The sequence below is a fragment of the Caulobacter sp. 73W genome, from assembly GCF_041021955.1.
Classification (GTDB): Bacteria; Pseudomonadota; Alphaproteobacteria; order Caulobacterales; family Caulobacteraceae; genus Caulobacter.
Genome location: NZ_CP158375.1, coordinates 3532072 through 3551885 on the forward strand (window position 1 = coordinate 3532072; position 19814 = coordinate 3551885).

At 68.9% G+C, this 19814-nt stretch carries 20 protein-coding genes; 11 read left to right on the top strand and 9 right to left on the bottom strand.

What is annotated here, in order from left to right; translation table 11 throughout:
- Positions 1-29: 29 nt before the first annotated feature.
- From ABOZ73_RS16830 to ABOZ73_RS16840, 3 genes are all read right to left on the bottom strand, one after another.
- A complete protein-coding gene (locus ABOZ73_RS16830; protein ID WP_369059268.1) occupies positions 30-509 on the bottom strand; it encodes an Hpt domain-containing protein in 480 nt (159 codons plus the stop codon).
- Positions 510-609: 100 nt separating this feature from the next.
- Entirely contained in the window at positions 610-1392 is a 783-nt protein-coding gene (locus ABOZ73_RS16835; RefSeq protein ID WP_369059269.1) for an NAD kinase, read from the bottom strand.
- 34 nt (positions 1393-1426) lie between these two features.
- Positions 1427-2533: a DUF2336 domain-containing protein gene (locus ABOZ73_RS16840; RefSeq protein ID WP_369059270.1), complete on the bottom strand. Its 1107-nt coding sequence runs from the start codon at positions 2531-2533 to the stop codon at positions 1427-1429.
- Between the two features lie 182 nt (positions 2534-2715).
- On the opposite strand from ABOZ73_RS16840, the gene ABOZ73_RS16845 reads away from it, so the two are divergent.
- From ABOZ73_RS16845 to ABOZ73_RS16875, 7 genes are all read left to right on the top strand, one after another.
- Positions 2716-3492, top strand: coding sequence for a class II aldolase/adducin family protein (locus tag ABOZ73_RS16845; protein ID WP_369059271.1), 777 nt, complete (start codon positions 2716-2718; stop codon positions 3490-3492).
- Positions 3493-3550: 58 nt separating this feature from the next.
- Positions 3551-4291, top strand: a complete 741-nt coding sequence (locus ABOZ73_RS16850) for a hypothetical protein (protein WP_369059272.1) — start codon at positions 3551-3553, stop codon at positions 4289-4291.
- Positions 4292-4388: 97 nt separating this feature from the next.
- Positions 4389-5816, top strand: a complete 1428-nt coding sequence (locus ABOZ73_RS16855; RefSeq protein ID WP_369059273.1) for an FAD-binding oxidoreductase — start codon at positions 4389-4391, stop codon at positions 5814-5816.
- Positions 5813-7333, top strand: a complete 1521-nt coding sequence (locus tag ABOZ73_RS16860; RefSeq protein WP_369059274.1) for an aldehyde dehydrogenase family protein — start codon at positions 5813-5815, stop codon at positions 7331-7333. The genes ABOZ73_RS16855 and ABOZ73_RS16860 overlap by 4 nt, the downstream gene beginning before the upstream one ends.
- A 96-nt stretch (positions 7334-7429) precedes the next feature.
- Positions 7430-8452, top strand: a complete 1023-nt coding sequence (locus ABOZ73_RS16865) for a DUF1338 family protein (RefSeq protein ID WP_369059275.1) — start codon at positions 7430-7432, stop codon at positions 8450-8452.
- Between the two features lie 262 nt (positions 8453-8714).
- Positions 8715-9842 (top strand): efflux RND transporter periplasmic adaptor subunit, encoded by a 1128-nt coding sequence (locus ABOZ73_RS16870; RefSeq protein WP_369059276.1) that lies wholly within the window; start codon positions 8715-8717, stop codon positions 9840-9842.
- Positions 9842-13021: an efflux RND transporter permease subunit gene (locus ABOZ73_RS16875; RefSeq protein WP_369059277.1), complete on the top strand. Its 3180-nt coding sequence runs from the start codon at positions 9842-9844 to the stop codon at positions 13019-13021. Before ABOZ73_RS16870 ends, ABOZ73_RS16875 begins: the two co-directional genes overlap by 1 nt.
- An 18-nt stretch (positions 13022-13039) precedes the next feature.
- On the opposite strand, the gene ABOZ73_RS16880 is transcribed toward ABOZ73_RS16875, so the two are convergent.
- Positions 13040-13552 (bottom strand): cytochrome c family protein, encoded by a 513-nt coding sequence (locus ABOZ73_RS16880; protein WP_369059278.1) that lies wholly within the window; start codon positions 13550-13552, stop codon positions 13040-13042.
- A gap of 100 nt (positions 13553-13652) precedes the next feature.
- On the opposite strand from ABOZ73_RS16880, the gene ABOZ73_RS16885 reads away from it, so the two are divergent.
- A complete protein-coding gene (locus tag ABOZ73_RS16885) occupies positions 13653-13964 on the top strand; it encodes a hypothetical protein (protein WP_369059279.1) in 312 nt (103 codons plus the stop codon).
- Positions 13965-14498: 534 nt separating this feature from the next.
- Here ABOZ73_RS16885 and arfB read toward each other — a convergent pair.
- From arfB to ABOZ73_RS16905, 4 genes are read right to left on the bottom strand one after another with little or no spacing between them, the layout of a single operon-like run.
- Complete coding sequence (arfB, locus tag ABOZ73_RS16890; RefSeq protein ID WP_369059280.1) at positions 14499-14921, bottom strand: alternative ribosome rescue aminoacyl-tRNA hydrolase ArfB; 423 nt, start codon at positions 14919-14921, stop codon at positions 14499-14501.
- Positions 14918-15382 (bottom strand): YaiI/YqxD family protein, encoded by a 465-nt coding sequence (locus ABOZ73_RS16895; protein ID WP_369059281.1) that lies wholly within the window; start codon positions 15380-15382, stop codon positions 14918-14920. Before ABOZ73_RS16895 ends, arfB begins: the two co-directional genes overlap by 4 nt.
- Before the next feature lie 10 nt (positions 15383-15392).
- Positions 15393-15713, bottom strand: a complete 321-nt coding sequence (locus ABOZ73_RS16900) for an Hpt domain-containing protein (RefSeq protein WP_369059282.1) — start codon at positions 15711-15713, stop codon at positions 15393-15395.
- Positions 15714-15717: 4 nt separating this feature from the next.
- Positions 15718-16125, bottom strand: a complete 408-nt coding sequence (locus ABOZ73_RS16905; protein WP_369059283.1) for a response regulator — start codon at positions 16123-16125, stop codon at positions 15718-15720.
- A 199-nt stretch (positions 16126-16324) separates the two neighbouring features.
- Between ABOZ73_RS16905 and ABOZ73_RS16910 the strand changes: the two genes are divergently transcribed.
- The 3 genes from ABOZ73_RS16910 to ABOZ73_RS16920 are packed head-to-tail and all read left to right on the top strand — an operon-like array spanning position 16325 to position 19118.
- Entirely contained in the window at positions 16325-16696 is a 372-nt protein-coding gene (locus tag ABOZ73_RS16910; RefSeq protein WP_369059284.1) for a response regulator, read from the top strand.
- Positions 16693-17952, top strand: coding sequence for a PAS domain S-box protein (locus ABOZ73_RS16915; RefSeq protein ID WP_369059285.1), 1260 nt, complete (start codon positions 16693-16695; stop codon positions 17950-17952). Before ABOZ73_RS16910 ends, ABOZ73_RS16915 begins: the two co-directional genes overlap by 4 nt.
- Entirely contained in the window at positions 17841-19118 is a 1278-nt protein-coding gene (locus ABOZ73_RS16920) for an ATP-binding protein (protein WP_369059286.1), read from the top strand. Before ABOZ73_RS16915 ends, ABOZ73_RS16920 begins: the two co-directional genes overlap by 112 nt.
- On the opposite strand, the gene ABOZ73_RS16925 is transcribed toward ABOZ73_RS16920, so the two are convergent.
- Positions 19115-19729 (bottom strand): response regulator transcription factor, encoded by a 615-nt coding sequence (locus ABOZ73_RS16925; protein ID WP_369059287.1) that lies wholly within the window; start codon positions 19727-19729, stop codon positions 19115-19117. The two genes, ABOZ73_RS16920 and ABOZ73_RS16925, sit on opposite strands and share 4 nt — an antisense overlap.
- Positions 19730-19814: the final 85 nt, after the last annotated feature.

The window sequence follows — 19814 nt, forward strand, 5'->3', positions numbered from 1 at the left end:
CGGTCTTCGAGAAGCCTGATGGACGGTTCTCAGGCGAGGGCTTGGGCGACCTGGCTTTCCAGCTCGGTGGCCAGGGCCTTGCCCAGCGGGTGGGTGTCGACCTTGATGCCGTCGCGGACGGCGGCCTTGATGGCCTGGATGTGGGCGTCGATCAGGCGCAGCGGCGCCTTCAGGCGCTTTTCCGGCTCGTCGATCAGACGGCACAGGGAGCCGGCGAGACGGGTGATCAGCGGATAGTCGTAGGTCGAGCCCAGACCCTTCAGGTCGTGGGCGCGCAGGTAGAGGCCGTCGATGGTCTCGGTGGAGACGCCATCGGACTCGATCTTCTTGCGAGCGGTCTCGAGCTTGTCGATCTCGTCCTGGAGCCATTGCGCGAAGTTGCTCGACAGCGCCTGAAGGGCGGCCTCGGCCTTGGCGATGGCCGACTTGTCGATGCTTCCGCCGCCCACCTTGGCGCGAAGAAGGTTCGGCACCTGGATGATTTCGGCTTTGGTCTGAGTTTGGCCCACGAGGGAGCCTCCGCTGATTAAGTTCCCGCCAAGCTAGGGCGTGGACGTTAACAACGCGTATTGGGCTTAACGATGCAGGCGAACCGCCCGATCGGCCGGTTCAGGCGGAAAACTGCTCGGCCAGAACCCGTTCAGCCAGGCTGCGGCCGGCGTCAAACATCATGCAGAGGCTAATGGAGCGGTCTTCGGAGACGTGAACCTCGACGACGTCACGGACTTCGAAGTTGTCGGCCACGGCGCTAACGGGGCGTTTGTCGGCTTCCATCACCTCGAAAGTGACGCGGGCCTTGTGCGACAAAAGCGCCCCACGCCAGCGGCGAGGGCGAAAGGCGCTGATCGGGGTGAGGGCCAGGGCGTCAGATTCGATCGGGATGATCGGGCCGTGGGCCGACAGGTTGTAGGCGGTGGAGCCGGCCGGCGTCGCCACCAGGGCGCCGTCGCAGACCAGCTCGCTCATCCGCAACTTGCCGTCGATGGAGATGCGCAGCTTCGCCGTCTGGCGGGTCTGGCGGAGCATCGACACCTCGTTGATCGCCAGCGCGCGGTGCTGGCGGCGCTTGGCGTCGATGGCGACCATGCTCAGCGGGTGGATGATCGTCCGTTCGGCGGCGTTGATCCGCTCGATCAGGTCATCCTCGCTGTACTCGTTCATCAGGAAGCCGACCGAGCCGCGGTTCATGCCGTAGATCGGCTTGGGCGCCTCGATATGGCGGTGAAGGGTCTCCAGCATGAAGCCGTCGCCGCCTAGGGCGACGATCACCTGGGCGTCCTCTTCGGACACCTCGCCATAGCGCTGGGTCAGGCGCGCCTGGGCGTCTTGCGCTTCTGGACGGTCGCTGGCCGTGAAGGCGAAGCGCGTGACGACGGGCTGGGGACTGTACATCGTGGCGGAGCAAGGCCTGAACGGCCCCGCCCCGTCAAGCTCGCGCGGCCGCCTTGCGGAAGGCGACGCCGGCGATGTCGGCATGGAAGGGCCCGAAGGCGCCGATGGCGCGGCGGGCGCCCTCGGCCCCGCCGCCGGGGCGGCCGGCGTTCAGACGGCGCACCAGGTCGAGGACCGTGGGGAACACGCTGCGGTCGATGCCGACGGCGGCGCAGGCGAGGGCCAGCAGTTCCGGCCTTTCGCCGTCGATGGCGCGCTGGATATGGTCAGGCTCAAAGCCGCCCAGCACCGCGAGGGCCAGGACGAACAGCTCCAGCTGGCCTTCCTTGAGCGTGCGCACGAGATAGCCGGGACGCAGCTGGCCGGCGGCGTGCAGCTTCTCGATCAGGATGCGGTCCATGATGTCCCGATCCTCTTCCCGCACCGGGGCGACGGTGGGAGAGCCGGTATGGGCGTCCTGGATGGAGCGGGCGATGGCCTCGTCCAGCTTGGCCGGGTCGAGGCGGAAGCGGGCGGCGAGGGCCGCGCGAAGGGATTGGCCGACCCACTGATACAGGCGCTCGGCCAGCTCTGCCGACAGGCTGGGGTGGCGGGCGAGGGGCGAGCGGACGCCGGCCACGCGCTTGGCGAAATCGACCAGGCGCTCCATGGCGGCGTCGCTGAGGTCGGCGCTGTCGTTGCCGGCCAGGGCCGCCAGGACCAGGGGCTCGCCCTGGGCGAGGATGGCGTCGACCACGGCGCCGCTGATCTTGGGACGGCGGGCGACCTCGATCTGGTGCTCGAGGGTGGCCTCGACCATCAGGCGCAGCAGGTCCTGGTCCTTGAGAACCGGGCTGGCGGAGATGATCGGGCGGGCGATGTCGATCTCGTCCTGGGCCAGCATCTTGACCAGGGCGGCGGGCGCCCAGGCGGCTTCGGAGATGCGTTCCGACAGGCGGGTGCGGATGTCGCGCTCGGCCTGCATGACCAGTGACATGAAGATGGAGTCGAGCAGTTCCTGGATGGCCGGTGAGGTGGTCGTGCCGGCGGCGGCGGCGCCGTCGCACAGGTCCGCGATGCCGCGGAGCAGGCGCTCGCGCTCGGCGGGATCGCGGCTCTTGGCCATCGAAAGAAGCTTGTCGGTCTGGGCGGTTTTGGGCACCCGATCGATCCTCGGAAAGCTTGTACTGCTCAATACAGACCCTGACCCCTTGGCGTGAAAAGAGTTTTAATGCGCGCCGCGAACGACTTTTCGGCGAAGTTGACGGCTGCGTCATTGTTCTTGACGCACGGCCGGAGCGGCGCGAACCTTCCGCAAAACCAATAAGATCAGGAGGAAGCACCATGGCCGACGGAGCCGTAGCGGGCGTGGCCTCGCTAAAGGGGCGGGTGAGCGAAGCGGAGTGGAAAGCGCGGGTCGATCTGGCCGCGCTGTACCGTCTGGCGGCGCTGCACGGGTGGGACGACATGATCTTCACCCACATTTCCGCCCGCGTGCCGGGGCCGGAGCACCATTTTCTGATCAACCCGTACGGCACGTTCTTCGGCGAGATGACCGCCTCGTGCCTGGTGAAGGTCGATTTGCAGGGCAACATCGTCGAGGAGACGACCGGCTTTATCAATCCGGCGGGCTTCACGATCCACTCGGCCATCCACGCCGCGCGGGAGGACGCCAACTACGTCATCCACCTGCACACGGACGCGGGGACGGCGGTGTCGGCCCACGCCGAGGGGCTGCTGCCGCTGACGCAGCACTGCCTGATCACCATGCCGCAGCTGGCCTACCACGACTATGAGGGCATCGCCCTGAACCTGGAGGAGCGCGAGCGGATCGTCGCCGACCTGGGGGACAAGCGCCTGATGCTGCTGCGCAATCACGGCACCCTGGCGGTGGGCTCCACCGCCGCCGAGGCGTGGCTGGGGATCTTCTTCCTGGAGCGCTCCTGCGCCCAGCAGGTGATGGCCCTGAGCATCGGCCGCGACAAGGTCCTGCTGGCGCCGGAGGCCGCCCAGGCGGAGGTCCGCAGCCAGACCGGGATGGGCATGGGCATGATCGGCGGGCTCGCCTGGCCGGGATGCCTGCGGAAGCTGGATCGGGAACTGCCTGGCTACGATACCTGACAGCCGGTCCCAGGGACGAAAATTGGCCGCCGCGAGCCTCGGGTTCGCGGCGGTTTTTATGTGCGGTAAAGCCCAAGCCGGAGCCTGGGCGCCCGAGGCGGGATCAGGGCAGTCGATCATCAAGTACGAGTCCACGCGGTCGAAGCTGGACTTCGACGGTCGCGGAGGACGCTCCGCCGGCAAGCCCGCCGCCGAGAGGGCGGTGATCCAGTGGCGCGAGCGCGGGGTGAGCGATCAACTGACCGTGCAGACCAAGGTCAGCGTGGTCGAGGGCCATGTCCTCGAGGACCAGAGCCTGCACATCGCCTATTGGGGTCAGGGGCCCATCGAGGTCGGCGCGCGCTATGCGGTGGTGCAGAGGGAACGCACCGCTGTGGCGGTCTATGGCGGAGCGATCATCGACGGCGTCGGGCGGAACATCATCTATGCGCCGCCAGGACGCGGGGCTGTCGATCTGGAGCTTCGCCTGCTGGCTGGACGGTCGATGAAGGTGCTGGGCCGAGAGGCGTTCGGCGAGGCCCAGGTCGCCAGACTGTTTCGCAACGGGGTGCCCGACGAGATGCGGCTGGACGCGACCGTCGGCGTCGAGGTGGCGCGGGCGTGGCAGGTGCTGGTGCAGGCCTATGCCGGACGCGCCGAGCGGGATCCCGACAAGCCGCTGTGGCTGAAGGGCGAGGTCTCGGTCGTCCGGCGGGTGGGGGAGACCTGGCGGGTTCAGGCCGGGTGGAGGCAGACCCTGGCCGGGCGTTCCGTGCCGGCGGATCGCGGGCCGGTCCTGGCCCTGTGGCGGGATTTCTGAGGGCGGGGTTGCGCCGATGCCCCGGCTTGCGGCAGGAAGTTCCTGCGCGACGACGATACAAGAGCAAGAACGCGCGCAGACGCAGGGAACGGGACGCTTGCTGAGCCCCCAACACATCGCCGCCCTGGAAGCCCTTGTCGGGGTTGAAGGACTGGTGCGCGACGCCGTCGACCTAGCGCCGTACGAGCAGGCCGCCCGTTACGGCGGCGGCAAGGCGGCGCTGGTGGTGCGTCCGGCCGATACGGCGCAGGTCTCGGCCGTGGTCGGCTTCTGCGTGCGCGAGGGGCTGAGCTTCATTCCTCAGGGCGCCAACAGCGGGTTGGTGCTGGGTTCGACCCCGGACAAGACTGGCGGCCAGATCGTGTTGTCCCTGGACCGCCTGCGGGCGCCGTTCGAGATCGACGCGGCCGACCGCACGGCGCGGGTCGGGGCGGGGGTGCGGCTGTCGGCCCTGAACGCGGCGCTGGAGCCGCACGGCCTGTTCCTGCCCATCGACCTGGGCTCGGACCCTATGATCGGCGGCATGGCCGCGACCAATACCGGCGGCGCGCGGTTCCTGCGCTATGGCGACATGCGCCGGCACGTGCTGGGGCTGGAGATGGTGCTGGCCGACGAGGCCGGGACCGTGCTGCGACTGGGCGAGGGCCTGCGCAAGGACAACGCCGCCCTTGACCTGCGGCAGGTGGTGGTCGGCTCCTGCGGGGCGCTGGGGGTGATCACCGAGGTGACGGTGGAGGTGAAGACCCGCCCGGCCCATTCGGCCGCCGCCCTGCTGATCCCGCGCGACGAGGATGCGGTGCTGGACCTGCTGCTGGCCTTCGAGAAGGCGGCGGGGGAGTACCTGACCGCCTTCGAGGGCATGTCGCGGGCGGCCATGAGCCATGCGCTGAAGCATGTGACCAGCCTGCGCAATCCGTTCAGCGGCGGGGGGATCCCAGCCTATGCGGTGCTGGTGGAGCTGACCTCCACCGGGGCGGCGGCGCTGGACGAGGTGCTGGAGCGGGTGCTGACCGACCTGTTCGAGCGCGAGGACGCGCCGCTGGCCGACGCCGTGCTGGCGCCGCCGGAGCGGTCGTGGGCCCTGCGCCATTCGCTGTCGGAGGGCTTGCGGGCCAGCGGGCCGGTGACCGGGTTCGACCTGTCGTTCCGGCGCTCGCGGGTGATGGCGTTCCGGCGCGAGGCGATCGCGGCCCTGGCGGCGGATTTCCCCGACTACGAGGTCTGCGATTTCGGCCACATCGGCGACGGCGGGGTCCACTTCAATCTGCTGCGGGCCGAGGGGCCGGCGAGCCCGGAGCGGGCGGCGGCGCTTAACGACGCGGTGCTGGACCTGGCGGTGCGCAAGCATGGCGGCAGCTTCAGCGGCGAGCACGGCGTCGGCCGGGCCAACCAGGCCGCCTATGACGCCTATACCCCCGACGACCTGAAGCGCCTGTCGGGCGCGGTGGTCGACCTGTTTTCCAAGGCGCCGGCCGGCGCCGCACGTTCGGCCCTGAGCGGGCCTGATCTTTCGGAGCTTCCATGACCGCCATCGCCCCCGTTTCGGGTGAAATGCTCGACATCCTCAAGCGCCTCGGCGTCTCGGTCCCGGCGGATGGAACCTTGCAGGCGTCGTCGCCGGTGACGGGGGAGGCGGTCTGCCGCCTGCGCGAGCACACGGTCGAGGAGGCCAAGGCCGCCATCGACAAGGCCCACGGCGCCTATCTGGCCTGGCGCAAGGTCCCGGCCCCGCGGCGCGGCGAGCTGGTCCGCCTGCTGGGCGAGGAGCTGCGCGCGGCCAAGGCGGACCTGGGCCGTCTGGTGACCCTGGAGGCTGGCAAGGTCACGTCCGAGGGCCTGGGCGAGGTCCAGGAGATGATCGACATCTGCGACTACGCCGTGGGCCTGTCGCGGCAACTGTTCGGCCTGACCATCGCCACGGAGCGGTCCGAGCACCGGATGATGGAGACCTGGCATCCGCTGGGCGTGGTCGGGGTGATCTCGGCCTTCAACTTCCCGGTGGCGGTGTGGTCGTGGAACGCGGCCCTGGCCTTCGTCTGCGGCGACGCGGTGGTGTGGAAGCCATCGGAGAAGACGCCCCTGGTCGCCCTGGCGGTGCAGGCGCTGTTCGACAAGGCGGCGGCCCGCTTCGGCGGCGAGGCGCCGGCGGGTCTGTCGTCCCTGCTGATCGGCGGGCGCGAGGTGGGCGAGGCGCTGGTGGACCATCCGAAGGTCCCGCTGGTCTCGGCCACGGGCTCGACCGCCATGGGGCGGCAGGTGGGGCCGAAGCTGGCCAGCCGTTTCGCCCGCGCGATCCTGGAGCTGGGCGGCAACAACGCCGCCATCGTGGCGCCGAGCGCCGACCTCGACCTGACCCTGCGCGGCGTGGCCTTCGCCGCTATGGGTACGGCGGGGCAGCGTTGTACGACCCTGCGCCGACTGTTCGTGCACGAGAGCGTCTATGACGCCTTCGTCCCGCGCCTGAAGGCGGCCTACGCCTCCGTCGCGGTGGGCGATCCGGGCGTGACCGGAACCCTGATCGGCCCGCTGATCGACCAGGCGGCGTTCGACGGCATGCAAAGGGCGCTGGAGCAGGCCAAGGCCGCCGGCGGCGCGGTGCAGGGCGGCGAGCGCGTCGCGGTCGATGGGGCGGCGGATGCGCTGTATGTGCGCCCGGCCATCGTCGAGATCGGAGAGCAGGCCGAGGTGGTCCGCCGCGAGACCTTCGCCCCGATCCTGTACGTGATGAAGTACCGCGAACTGGAAGAGGCCATCGCCCTGCAGAACGACGTGCCGCAGGGGCTGTCGTCGTCGATCTTCACCCTCGACATGCGCGAGGCCGAGCGGTTCGTGTCCGACGAGGGCTCGGACTGCGGCATCGCCAATGTGAACCTGGGCCCGTCCGGCGCCGAGATCGGCGGGGCGTTCGGCGGCGAGAAGGAGACCGGCGGCGGCCGCGAGGCGGGCTCCGACAGCTGGAAGGCCTATATGCGCCGGGCGACCAATACGGTGAACTATGGCCGCACCCTGCCGTTGGCGCAGGGCGTGGTGTTCGATGTCTAGTTTTTCACCGCTCACTCCCGCGCAGGCGGGAGCCCATGCTGAGAGTCAGCTTGGATCCCCGCCTGCGCGGGGATGAGCGGAAATAGGGAGTGAACAATGGCGCAGTCCAACCTTGCCCGGCTTCTCACCACCGCACTCGGCCCGGACGCCGCCGCCGACCTGCTGGCGACCCTTGAGCTTGAATCGGTCTTGACCAGCGAGGCTGGCGCGGCCGTCTCGCGCGGCGTCTTCGCCATGGCCATGAACGGGGTGCTGTTCCACGACCTGATGGGCCGCGTGCCGACGGGGGCCGCCTATGTGGGCGACCGCAAGGCGGCGGGCGAGAAGGTGGTGTTCGACCACGGAGCCCTGCGCACCGTGCGGTTCGCCGACGGGCCCACTGGCGCGCTGCCGGGCGGGATCGAGGCGTTCACCCGTATCTTCGAGCCCCTGGGTTATCGCCAGGCCGGGCTCTATCCGCTGGACCGCCTGAAGATGACCGGCCGCGCCTATGCGCACCTGGATCATCCGGAGGGGGTGCCGCAGTTCTTCCTGAGCGAGCTGCATGTGGAGCGCTTCTCGCCGGAGTTCCAGGACGCGGCGGGGCGGGTGTTCGGCACGTCGCGCGATCCGCTGGGCGCCGAGGCGGTCGCGGCCCTGGCCGCCTTCGCCAAGGATGGCCGCGCGCCGATGGATTTGGCCGAGAAGGCCCTGCCGCAGATCGTGGCCGCCTTCGCCGTGACCCACGATGTTCCGGCCCTGAGCGACTATCAGGCGCTGAAGGCGGAGTCGGCCGAGGCGGCCTGGATCTCCACCGAGGGGGCGTCGTTCAACCACGCCACCGACCGGGTGGTCGATGTGGAGGCGACGGCGGAAGGCCAGCGTCAGCTGGGCCGGGCCGTAAAGGACCGCATCGAGATTTCCGGCTCCGGCCGGGTGCGGCAGACGGCGTTCCGGGCCGACCACGTGGATCGTCACTTCGTGGACGCTGACGGCGGGCAGGTGGTGAGGAAGGTGCCGGGCTCGTTCTACGAGTTCATCACCCGAGACATCGACCCGGCCACCGGCCAGATGGATCTGGCGTTCGACACGGGCAACGCCCAGGGCATCTTCAAGATGACAGAAGCGTCGAGCATGTAACCGCGGCCCCGTCTGGCGGCGGGGCCGGCGAGCCGAATCGCGATCTGGCCGGCCTCGAAGACTCTTATTCTCCATGGGCTTTCTGACGTCGCGGGCGGTTCGCGGCGCGACGGAAACATGGCGCAAGCCCTCGCAAAGGCTCCGCATTTCCATCTTGAAATACAGTGACATCGTCGAGTCACTGGACTGCGATTACTGCAGGTAACATAAGTCCGCCACATTTCAGGTCGCGCCGGTATGCCGGCGAATGGAGCTACCGAGCGTGATCCGCAGACACTTCTTTCTGGTCGCCGCGCTGGTTGTTCTGGCGGTGATGATCGTCGGCGGCGGCATCAAGCTTCTGGCGGACGCCGGGGCCAAGCGGCAGATGGGGCAGGGCGGTCCGGGCGGCCGCGCCATCGCCGTCTCCCAGACCACGGTGGAGCCGAAGCCCTTCGCCGACCGCATCGAGGTGCTGGGCGTGGCCAAGGGCCGCCAGTCGGTGGCGATCACCTCCAACACCAGCGAGCTGGTGACCAAGGTCCACTTCAGCGACGGCCAGCAGGTAAGGGCCGGCCAGGTGCTGATCGAGCTGCGGGCGGGCGAGGAAGACGCTGGGGTCATCCAGGCCCAGGCCCAGCTGAACCAGGCGCAGCGGGATTATCAGCGCTGGAAGTCCCTGGCCGACCAGGGCATCGCGTCCCGCGCCACCGTCGAACAGCGCCGCCTGGGCGTCGAAAGCGCAGAGGCCATGCTGGAGGCGGCGCGCCAGCGTCTCGGCGACCGCGTGATCCGCGCGCCGTTCTCGGGCCGGGTTGGCCTGACCGACATCGCGCCGGGCGCCCTGATCAGCCCCGGGCAGACGGTGGTGACCCTGGACGACACCTCGGTCATCCGCGTCGATTTCCCGATCCCCGACCGGTACCTGCCGATCCTGCACGAGGGCCTGGCTATCGTGGCGCGGCCGGACGCCTATCCCGACATCCGGGTCCAGGGCCGTATCGCCAAGCTGGACACCCGCGTGGCCGAGAACACCCGCGCCATCACCGCGCGCGCCGAATTCCCAAACGCCGACAGCCGCCTGCGCCCGGGCATGATGGTCCGCGTGGCCATCGAGCAGGCCCGCCGCGAGACGACGGCCGTGCCGCAGTCGGCCGTGCAGTTCGAGGGCGACGCCGCCTTCGTCTTCGTCGTCGTCCGGAAGGGCGAGCGCACCGTGGCCGAGAAGCGCCCGGTCAGCGTCGGCCTGGATCAGAACGGCTTCGTCGAGATCACCGAGGGCGTCCGCGCGGGCGAGAAGGTGGTGGCCGACGGCCTGAACCGCGTGCAGGACGGCCAGGCCGTTCAGCTGGGCGGCGGTCGTCCGCAGCAAGGCCAGGGCGGCCGTCCCAATCGTCGTCAGGCGAACTGATGATCTCCGACCTTTCCGTCCGCCGCCCGATCTTCGCGGCCGTCGCCGCGATCATCCTGTGCGTCGTCGGCGTCGCCGCCTTCACGGCCCTGCCGATCCGCGAACTGCCGAACGTCGACCCGCCGGTGGTGTCGGTCTCCACCGCCTATCGCGGAGCCTCGGCCGAGGTCATCGAAGAGCGCATCACCGAGGTGATCGAGCGCCAGGTGTCCGGCATCCAGGGCATCGACCGGGTGAACTCGTCCAGCCGGGACGGGCGCTCGCAGATCAACATCACCTTCCTGCTGGACCGCGACCTGGACGTCGCGGCCAATGACGTGCGCGACGCCGTCAGCCGCGTCACCGCCCAGCTGCCCGACCAGGCCGATCCGCCACAGATCGCCAAGGCCAACGCCGACTCCGCGCCGATCATTATCATGAACCTGACGTCGACGACGCTGAGCCGGCTTCAGCTCAGCGACTACGCCGACCGGTATCTGGTCGAGCGGATGTCGACGATCCCGGGCGTGGCGACGGTCAACCTGTTCGGCAGCCAGCTCTATTCCATGCGCATCTGGCTGAACGCCGAGGCCATGGCCGCGCGCGGCCTGACCGTGGACGACGTCGAGAACGCGCTGAACAGTCAGAACCTGGAGTTGCCGGCCGGCTCGCTGGAAAGCCAGGCCAAGGATTTCACCATCCGGGTGAACCGCGGCTATTCCACCGCCGCTCAGTTCGCCGACCTGCCGGTTCGCCGGACCCTGGCGGCGGGCCTGAACCAGAACGCCGGCAACGCCTACATCACCCGCTTGGGCGACATCGCCCGGGTCGAGGAAGGCCCCGACGAGCGCCGCCGCTACTTCCGCGCCAACGGCGTGAACCAGATCGGCCTGGCGGTGACCCGCCAGTCGCAAGCCAACGACCTGGCGATCTCCAAGGCCGTCCGCGAGGAGCTGGTGCAGGTCAACAAGACCCTGCCGCCGGGCACCAAGATCGTGGTCGGCGTCGACAACTCGGTCTTCACCGAGGAGGCGATCCACGAGGTGTGGATCACCATGGGCATCTCGATCTTCCTGGTGGCCCTGGTGAACCTGGTGTTCCTGGGCAGCTGGCGGTCGGCGATGATCCCGTCGCTTGTGGCGCCGATCTGCATCCTGTCGACCTTCATCATCCTGGCGCCGCTGGGCTTCTCGCTGAACCTTCTGACCCTGCTGGCCCTGGTGCTGGCGGTGGGCCTGGTGGTCGACGACGCCATCGTGGTGGTCGAGAACATCCAGCGCCGGGTGGACGAGGGCGAACCCGCGCCCGTGGCCGCCATGCGCGGCACGCGCCAGGTGTTCTTCGCGGTGGTGGCGACGACCATCGTGCTGATCTCGGTGTTCGCGCCGCTGATGTTCCTGCCGGGCTATATCGGCCGCCTGTTCGTGGAGCTGGCGGTGGCCATCGCCGCGGCCGTGGCGTTCTCCTGCCTGCTGGCCTTCACCCTGTCGCCGATGCTGGCGTCCAAGCTGCTGCGCCCGGCGCACAATTCGGGCTGGCTGGCGCGCCGGGTCGATGTGGGCATGGGCAAGCTGACCGCGTCCTACCGCAATTCCCTGGAAGGGCTGCTGGGCGGCGGCAAGAAGCCGGTCATCGCGGCCGGCGCGCTGATGGCGCTGCTGGCCTGCGTCACCGCGCTGCTGTTCGTGACCCTGCCCAAGGAGCTGGTGCCGCCGGAAGACCGGGGGCGGGTGGACATCAACGTGACCGGGCCGGAAGGTCAGGGCTTCGACTCCACCCTGAAGAGCGCCCAGCAGGTCGAGGCGCAGATGTCGCGCTATTACGACGCCAAGGGCGAGAACAAGGACCTGCCGGCCGAGCGCTATTTCATCAGCGTGCCGCGCTTTGGCCAGCCGCAGTACAACGGGGCCAGCGGCGCCGTGATCCTGAAGCCTTGGGGCGAGCGCAAGCTGACCGCCGACGAGATCGCGGCGGAGATGAACAAGACCCTGAGCCGCATCACCGCCGTGCGGGCCATCGCCAGCGTGCGCGGGCCGTTCCAGCGGGGCGGCGGGGGCGGCGGCGGGGCCAATGTCGACCTGATCGTGCGCGGCAACGACTATGCCGAGATCGCCCAGTGGGTTCAGCCGATCCTTCGGGCCGCCGAGCAGAACCCCGGCATGGCTCGTCCGCGCCTGGACTATGAGCCGACGGCCCCGCGCCTGTCGGTGGACATCGACCGCGACCGCGCCGCCACGGTCGGGGTCTCGGCCCAGGCGATCGGCCGGGCGCTGGAGACCATGTTCGGCTCCCGCCAGGTGACCACCTACATCCGCAACGGCCAGGAATACGACGTCATCCTGCAGACCGAACTGGACAAGCGCCGCACGGTCGACGACCTGCGCACCGTCTATGTCCGCAGCCAGTCCGGCGCCCTGGTGCCGCTGGAATTGGTCGTGACGACCAAGATCCGGGGCGACACGCCGGACCGCTCGCGGGTCGACCGCCTGCGCTCCATCACCCTGACGGCCCAGCTGAACCCCGGCTACACCGTGGCCGACGCCGTGGCCTTCCTGCAGGACGAGGCGGCCAAGAACCCGAACGCCGCGGTCAGCATCGCCTGGGGCGGCCAGGCGCGGGACTATCTGGAGGCGTCCGGGGCCGTGGGCCTGGCCTTCGGCATGGCGCTGCTGCTGGTGTTCCTGGTGCTGGCCGCGCAGTTCGAAAGCTGGATCCACCCGGCGATCATCATGCTGACCGTGCCGCTGGCGGCGCTGGGCGGGCTGTTCGGCCTGCTGTTCGCCAGCTCGTCGATCAACACCTACAGCCAGATCGGCCTGGTGATCCTGATCGGCATCGCGGCCAAGAACGGCATCCTGATCGTCGAGTTCGCCAACCAGCTGCGCGACGAAGGGCTGAAGATCCGCGAGGCGGTGATCGAGGCGGCGACCCTGCGCCTGCGCCCGATCATCATGACCTCCATCGCCGCCGCCGCCGGGGCCGTGCCGCTGATGGTGTGGCAAGGGGCGGGCGCGGCCAGCCGCCAGACCATCGGCGTGGTCATCTTCGCCGGGGCGATCTTCTCGACCCTGCTGACGGTGTTCGTGGTGCCGGTGTTCTACAACCTGCTGGCCGGCTTCACGAAGTCGCCCGAGCACACCGCCCGGATGATCGAGGCCTACGAGGCCGAGGAAGCCAACAAGTCGGCGCCGGCCGAGTAAGCCGGCGCCGACTGGCTGTTACTGGGCCGGAGCCTCCGCCGGCGCGGCGGGGGCGGCCGGCTTGAAGCCGGTCTCGACCTTCAGATAGGCGATCAGGTCGACGCGATCCTGGGCTTCCTTGATGCCCAGGAAGGTCATCTTGGTGCCGGGCATGTAGCCGCGCGGATCGGCCAGCCAGGCGTCCAGGTGCGAAGCCTCCCACACGAAGCCCGCCTTCTTCAGCGCTTCGGAATAGGTGTACCCCTCCAGCCCGCCAGCCTTGCGGCCGAAGACGCCGTAGAGGTTCGGGCCGGTCAGGTTCGGACCGCCCGGCGTGATCGTGTGGCACGACCGGCAGAGGGCGAACTTGCGCTGGCCGTTCTCCAGATTGCCGGTGTTGTAGGGCGCGGGCAGGCTGGCGAGGATCGCGGCCTTTTCGGCGTCGGTCGGGGGCGGGGGAGCGGCCGGGGCGTCCTTGGCCGGCTCGCTGGGCCCGCAGGCCGTGACGACGGCCGCCGCGGCGGCGATCACGAGGATTGAGAACTGACGCATGGCCCCTCCGAGATTTCAGGCGGAAGCTAGTCCATGGCGTAGGGGATGCAAGGCGTGCATTCTGCCGCCATGCAGATGAATCGCGTCGTGGAGCGCCGCCTTGCCTAGCTGGTGGCTGTTCGTGCTTTTGCCGCCGGTGATCGTGGCGGTGCTGGTCGCGTTCCTGAAGGGACGGCGGCTGTGGATGCGCCTGTTGATGGTCACGGCGATCGTGGCGGTCTGCACGGTCGCGCTGGTCGTCGGCTATCAGGCTTATGTGGGCGCGTTCGGCAGCGTCGAGCAGAAGGCGACCCTGCCCAAGGACCTGATGATCCTGGTCTACGGCGTCGCGCCCCTGCAGTGGATGCTGTCGGTGGCGGCGATCACGGTGGTCCACCTGACGCAGCAGTTCGGGCGGAAGGCGAAGGGGTAGGGGCGCGCCTTGCGTGCTTCGACTGGCCGCTTCGTGACCGCTCAGCATGACGAGGGTGGTTTGGCTCTGAATTCGTCATCCTGAGCCTGTCGAAGGACGCACGGCTTCGCCGCCTCGCGCGGTTGCTGCGAAGGTTGGAAGGGCGGCGGAGCGACGGACGGCTCTCGATTTGGGTTGGAGTGGACAGAGGATAGATCGTCCGGCGCTCCGCGCGGGTCCTTGTCGTGAACGCTGCGATCGACGCCTTCGTATGGCTTGCCCGGCGTCGGTCGGCCTGCAGGGGGAGCCCGCTCTTCCCGCAACGACAGCACGTGGCCACGCGCCCTTCCATGCGGGGAGATGAGCGAAGGTTACGGGAGAGATGAATGGGGGCGGATAACTCTTCCCCTCTCCCCCACTCGTGGGGAGAGGGTTGGGTGAGGGGCTTGCGGCGGTTCCGCTTGCAGCGCCTCGCCCGCTGACCCTCAGCGCCCCCTCACCCTTACCCTCTCCCCCGGAGGGGGCGAGGGGATAGGCGAGGCGCGAATGCTAATCCTAATCCTCGTGCCGCACCTTCCCCCGCATGGTCTTCACCCCTGAGCGTTTGCTCTTTCCTTCCAGGCGCTTGAGCTTGGAGGAGTAGGTGGGTTTGGTGGCTTTGCGGGGTTTGGGTTTTTCGGTGGCGCGCAGGATCAGTTCGACGAGGCGTTCGCGGGCCTCCTGGCGGTTCATTTCCTGGGAGCGGCTGCCCTGGCTGAACAGCACCAGCACCCCGTCCTGGGTCAGGCGGCTGCCGGCCAGGCGTTCGAGGCGGGCCTTCACGTCCTCGGGCAGGGAGGGGCTGTTGCGGACGTCGAAGCGCAGCTCGATGGCCGTGGAGGTCTTGTTGACGTGCTGGCCGCCCGGGCCGCTGGCGCGGGCGGCCTTTTCGATCAGCTCATCCTCGTCGATGCGCAGCCAGGAGGTGATCTCGATCATCGCCGGGTCCGCAGGGATTTGACGATCACCTGATCCAGCGCCTGGAGGAAGGCGGAGCGGGCTTTGGCGTCGAAGGCCTTGGGGCCGCTGGTGACCTCGCCCATGGAGCGCAGGTGCTCGCCGATGGCGCGGCCGGCCAGGGCCGAGCCGATGGAGTCGGCGGTGAAGATGCGGCCGTTGGGCGCGACCGCCGCGCCGCCGGCCTTGAGAGTGCGGTCGGCCAGGGGGATGTCGTTGGTGATGACCACGTCGCCGGGCTGGACCCGCTCGGCGATCCAGTCGTCGGCCACGTCGGGGCCGGCGTCGACCACCACGCTTTCGATCCGGGGCGAGGCGGGGATGCGCACATAGCTGTTGGAGACCACGAAGATCTTCATGCCGTGGCGCAGGCCGACCTTGTAGGCCTCGTCCTTCACCGGGCAGGCGTCGGCGTCGATGAACAGGGTGATGGGCGCGGTCATGAGACCGGCTTTAGCGCGATCCGGCGGCGACCGCAGCCTTCAGGCCGTCGAAGGCCTCGCGCCAGCCGTCGAGGGCGGGGCCGCCCTTGAGCCACGGGGTCAGCAGTTCCTCCAGCGCGCGGGCGGCGTCGCCCACTTCCGGCAGGCCCACGGGGCCGGCCGAGCCGCTGACATTGTGCAGGCGGGTATAGAGGTCGAAGGCCCCCTCGGGCGCGGCGTCGGCGGGCGCGGAGGCGAGGGCGGCGTCCAGGTTGGCGATCAGGTCGCCGAGACGCCCCTCCAGCCGAAGCCGGATTTGGCGGATGCGGTCTTCGAGGGCGTCGGAAGCCACAGGACTACTGCAGGAAGCGGATGAGCAGGGCCGCCTCGATCGCCTGAGCCAGGCGGTCGCCGGTCAGGTCGGCCTTGGGCAGGGTGACGGCCTTGGATTCCTCGCGGGTCAGCTGCGGGTGCGAGGTGACATAGACCAGGGCGGTGCCGATCTTCTTGTTGGCCAGGCGCACGGCGTTGATGCCGTCGCCGCCCTCGCCCAGGCGGACGTCGGCGAGGATCAGGTCGGGCGCGAACTCGGCCGTGGCGGCCACGGCGCCGCTTTCCGTCGTGGCCCGCAGAACGTTGGTGTAGCCGAGGTCGGAGACGTAGATCGCCAGCAGGTCGGCGGCGATATCGTCATCCTCGATGATCAGGACGCGCTGGCCGGCGGCGCGGGCGTGCGTCTGCCCATTCACAACCTTCGCGCGCAACGGGCGTGGCTTGCTATCGCGATCCTGCAAGTGCATGTACATGGCGAAAAGGTGCGGCCGCGCGTTCAAATGATGATGAAGCGTACATGCCGAAGCATTTGCAGGCTATGGCCTTTCTCGTAGGAATTGCAGTCGAAGGCGCCGCAACGTCATGCGGGGCCGTCAGACGTGTAGGGACATCTTTTTGAGCGGAGCTGGCATGCGGGTTCTTTATGTCGACGATGATGCGGACCTGCGGGAGCTGGTCGCCATCTCCCTGTCCCGTGACCCGGGGCTGGACGTGCGCATCGCCGACAGCGGCCAGGCGGCGATCAACATGCTGGCGGCCGGGGACTGGACGCCGGACCTGTTCCTGCTGGACGTGATGATGCCGGTGATGGACGGGCCGACCCTGATCGGCAAGCTGCGCGAGAACCCGGCCTATATCCCTATCCCGTTCGCCTTCTTCACCGCCCGGGTGATGAACGAGGAGCGCCAGGCGCTGCTGGCGACCGGAGCGGCGGGACTGATCCAGAAGCCGTTCGACCCGATCGCCCTGGCCGATCAGGTGCGCGCCCTGGCGCCCGCATGAACGCGGCCGCCAAGATCGAGGAGGCCCGTCTGGCGGCGCTCCTTCGCTACGACGTGCTCGACACGCCGGCGGAGGCCGCCTTCGACGACATCACCGATCTGGCGGCGCACCTGTTCGAGGTTCCCATCTCGGTCGTCACCCTGTTGGACGAGACCCGTCAGTGGTTCAAATCCTGCGTCGGACTGGACGACACCGAGACGTCGCGGGACGTGGCGTTCTGCGACTACACCATCCGCAGCGACGAGGTGCTGGTGGTGCTGGACGCCACCCAGGATCCGCGCTTTCGCGACAATCCGCTGGTGATCGGCGAGGCGCACATCCGCTTCTATGCGGGCGCGCCGCTGATCACCAAGGAAGGCTATCGCCTGGGCGCGCTGTGCGCCATCGACACCGAGCCGCGCCAAGCCTTCGACGAGAAGTCGCGCAAGGCCCTGCAGAAGATGGCGGCCATGGTCGTCCACGCCCTGGACCAGCGGGCGGAGTTGATGCTGCGCCGGCGGACGGCGCAGGAGCTGGCGATCAAGGAACACACGCTGGAGCTGGCCGAAAAGATGGCCAAGCTGGGCCACTGGCGGTTCGACTTCGCCGTGCAGCGATCGGCCTGGTCGCCCGAAGCCTATGCGATCCATGGCGTCGATCCGTCCGAGTATGACCCGAACGTCACCATGCCCGGGGTGCTCTATGCACCGGAGGATCGGGGACGGCTGGCAGACGCCTTCACCAGGGGCTTGATCACCAAGCAGCCCTTCGAGTTCGAGGGCGAAGTGGTCAAGCCGGACGGTAGTCGCCGCCGCGTGATCACCCGTGGCGCGCCGGAATTCGACGACGACGGAGAGATCGTCGCCCTGATCGGGGTCATCCAGGATGTCACCGAAGCCCGCGCCATGACCGGCGCGCTGCAGGCTAGCGAGGAACGCTATCGCCTGGTGGCGGAGAACGCCAACGACCTGATCCTGGTCTATGACGTCCACGGCACGATCTCGTTCGCCTCGCCGTCGAGCCTGCAGATCCTGGGCTACACGCCTGAAGAGATGATCGGCCGGACGACGCAGTCCTTCCTGCACCCGGACGACGTGCTGCCGACCCTGACGCACTACCAGGCCCTGCTGAAGCCGGGGGAGAGGAGCTGCGTCCACGCATCACCATGCGAGCCCGGCGCAAGGACGGCGGGGAGATCTGGCTGGAGGCCGCGCCCTATGTGGTACGTGACGAGAACGGCCGCGTACTGCGCTTCCACGATTCCGCCCGCGATGTGACGGTGCGCAAGCGCTACGAGGACGAACTGCAGGAAGCCCGCGCCCACGCTGAGCACCTGGCGGGGGTGAAGTCCGACTTCCTGGCCAATATGAGCCACGAGCTGCGCACGCCGCTGACCAGCATCATCGGTTTCGCGCGCCTGCTGGAGTTCGCGCCGGAACTGAGCAGCAGCAGCAAGAGCGCGGTGGACCGCATCGCCGCCGCCAGCCGGGCGCTGAACACCCTGGTCAATGACGTGCTGGACCTGGCCAAGCTGGAAGGCGGCAAGGTCGAGCTGGACCCCCAGCAGTTCGAGGTCGGACCGTTCCTGACCGAGACCGTGGAGCTGCTGCGCCCGCAGACGGCGGCCAAGGGGCTGGAGCTGCATCTCGACATCACGGCCTCGGAGATCGGCGCGCTGTACGGCGACACCAGCCGGTTGCGGCAGGTGCTGCTGAACCTGTTGTCCAATGCGGTGAAGTTCACCGAGACGGGCGGGGTGACGGTGCGCTCCAGCCTGAGGCCGATGAACGGGCCGTTCGCCTGCTGGGAGCTGGAGATCGAGGACACCGGCATCGGTATCCGGCCGGAGGAGCTGGCGCGGCTGTTCGACCGGTTCGTGCAGGCCGACGCCTCGGTCACCCGGCGCTTCGGCGGCACGGGCCTGGGCCTGGCGATCAGCCGGCAGCTGATCGACCTGATGGGCGGCGGCATCGAGGTGGAGAGCGAGCCGGGACGCGGATCGCGCTTCATCATCAATGTGCGTCTGCCGGTGCATGTGGAGGACGGTCAGCCGATCCCCGTCGCCAACCGCCTGAAGGTGCTGGTGGCCGAGGATGGTCCGGCAAATCGCGCGGCGCTGGCGCGGATGCTGGAGGGGATGGGCCACGTCTTCCACATGGTGGCGGACGGGGCGGCGGCGATCGAGGCGGCGCGCAGCGAGCGCTACGACGTGATCCTGATGGATGTGGCCATGCCCGAGGTGGACGGCCTGACCGCCGCGCGGGAGCTGCACCACATCCCGGGCGCCTCCAGCGGGGCGCCGATCGTGCCGATGAGCTCAAGCACCGGCGAGGCCGATCGGGCGGAGTATGAGCAGGCGGGCATGACCGGCCTGCTGCCCAAGCCGGTGACGACGATAGGTCTGGCGGACGTGCTGGCGGCCGTGCCGGTGGACGAGACCTAGGCCCCCAGGGGCTGGACCCCGGCGGCGAGGGCGAGCTGCACGACGCTCGACAGGCCGCGCACCTCGAGCTTTTCCATCAGGGTGGCGCGATAGGCCTCCACCGTGCGGGGGCTAAGGTCCAGGCGGTGGGCGATCAGCTTGTTGGGCAGGCCGGCGATCATGCCCTGGACCACCTCGTACTCACGCTTGGACAGGCGGCCGATCTTTTCCTGGGCGGCGGCGGCTTCACCGCCGTTGGCGGGCGCGGCGGCGAGGCTTTCCTGCACCGAGGCCAGCAGGGTCTCGGTCTTGTAGGGCTTGGACACGAAGTCGGCGGCGCCCAGCTTCATGGCCTGGACCGCCAGGTCGATATGCCCGCGGCCGGTCAGCATGATGATCGGCAGGGGGAAGTCGTCCGACTTCAGGGCCCGCAGGACGTCGATGCCGTTCATCTGCGGCATGTGCATGTCCAGCACCACGCAGGCTGGAGCAGCGGCCGGGCGGGCGTCCATGAACGCTTCGCCGGACTCGTACAACTCCACCTCGTAACCCGCGCCCTGAAGCAGGATCGCAAGGGTCTCACGCGTGATCTCGTCGTCGTCGACGACATGGACGGTCGCGCTGGCGGCCATCGGACCCCCCGTACTGTGTGCGCCGCAGCGCAAACCCATAATTGAGCAAGCCGGGCGCTCAGCCAAGAGGCGTGCGCGCCTACGG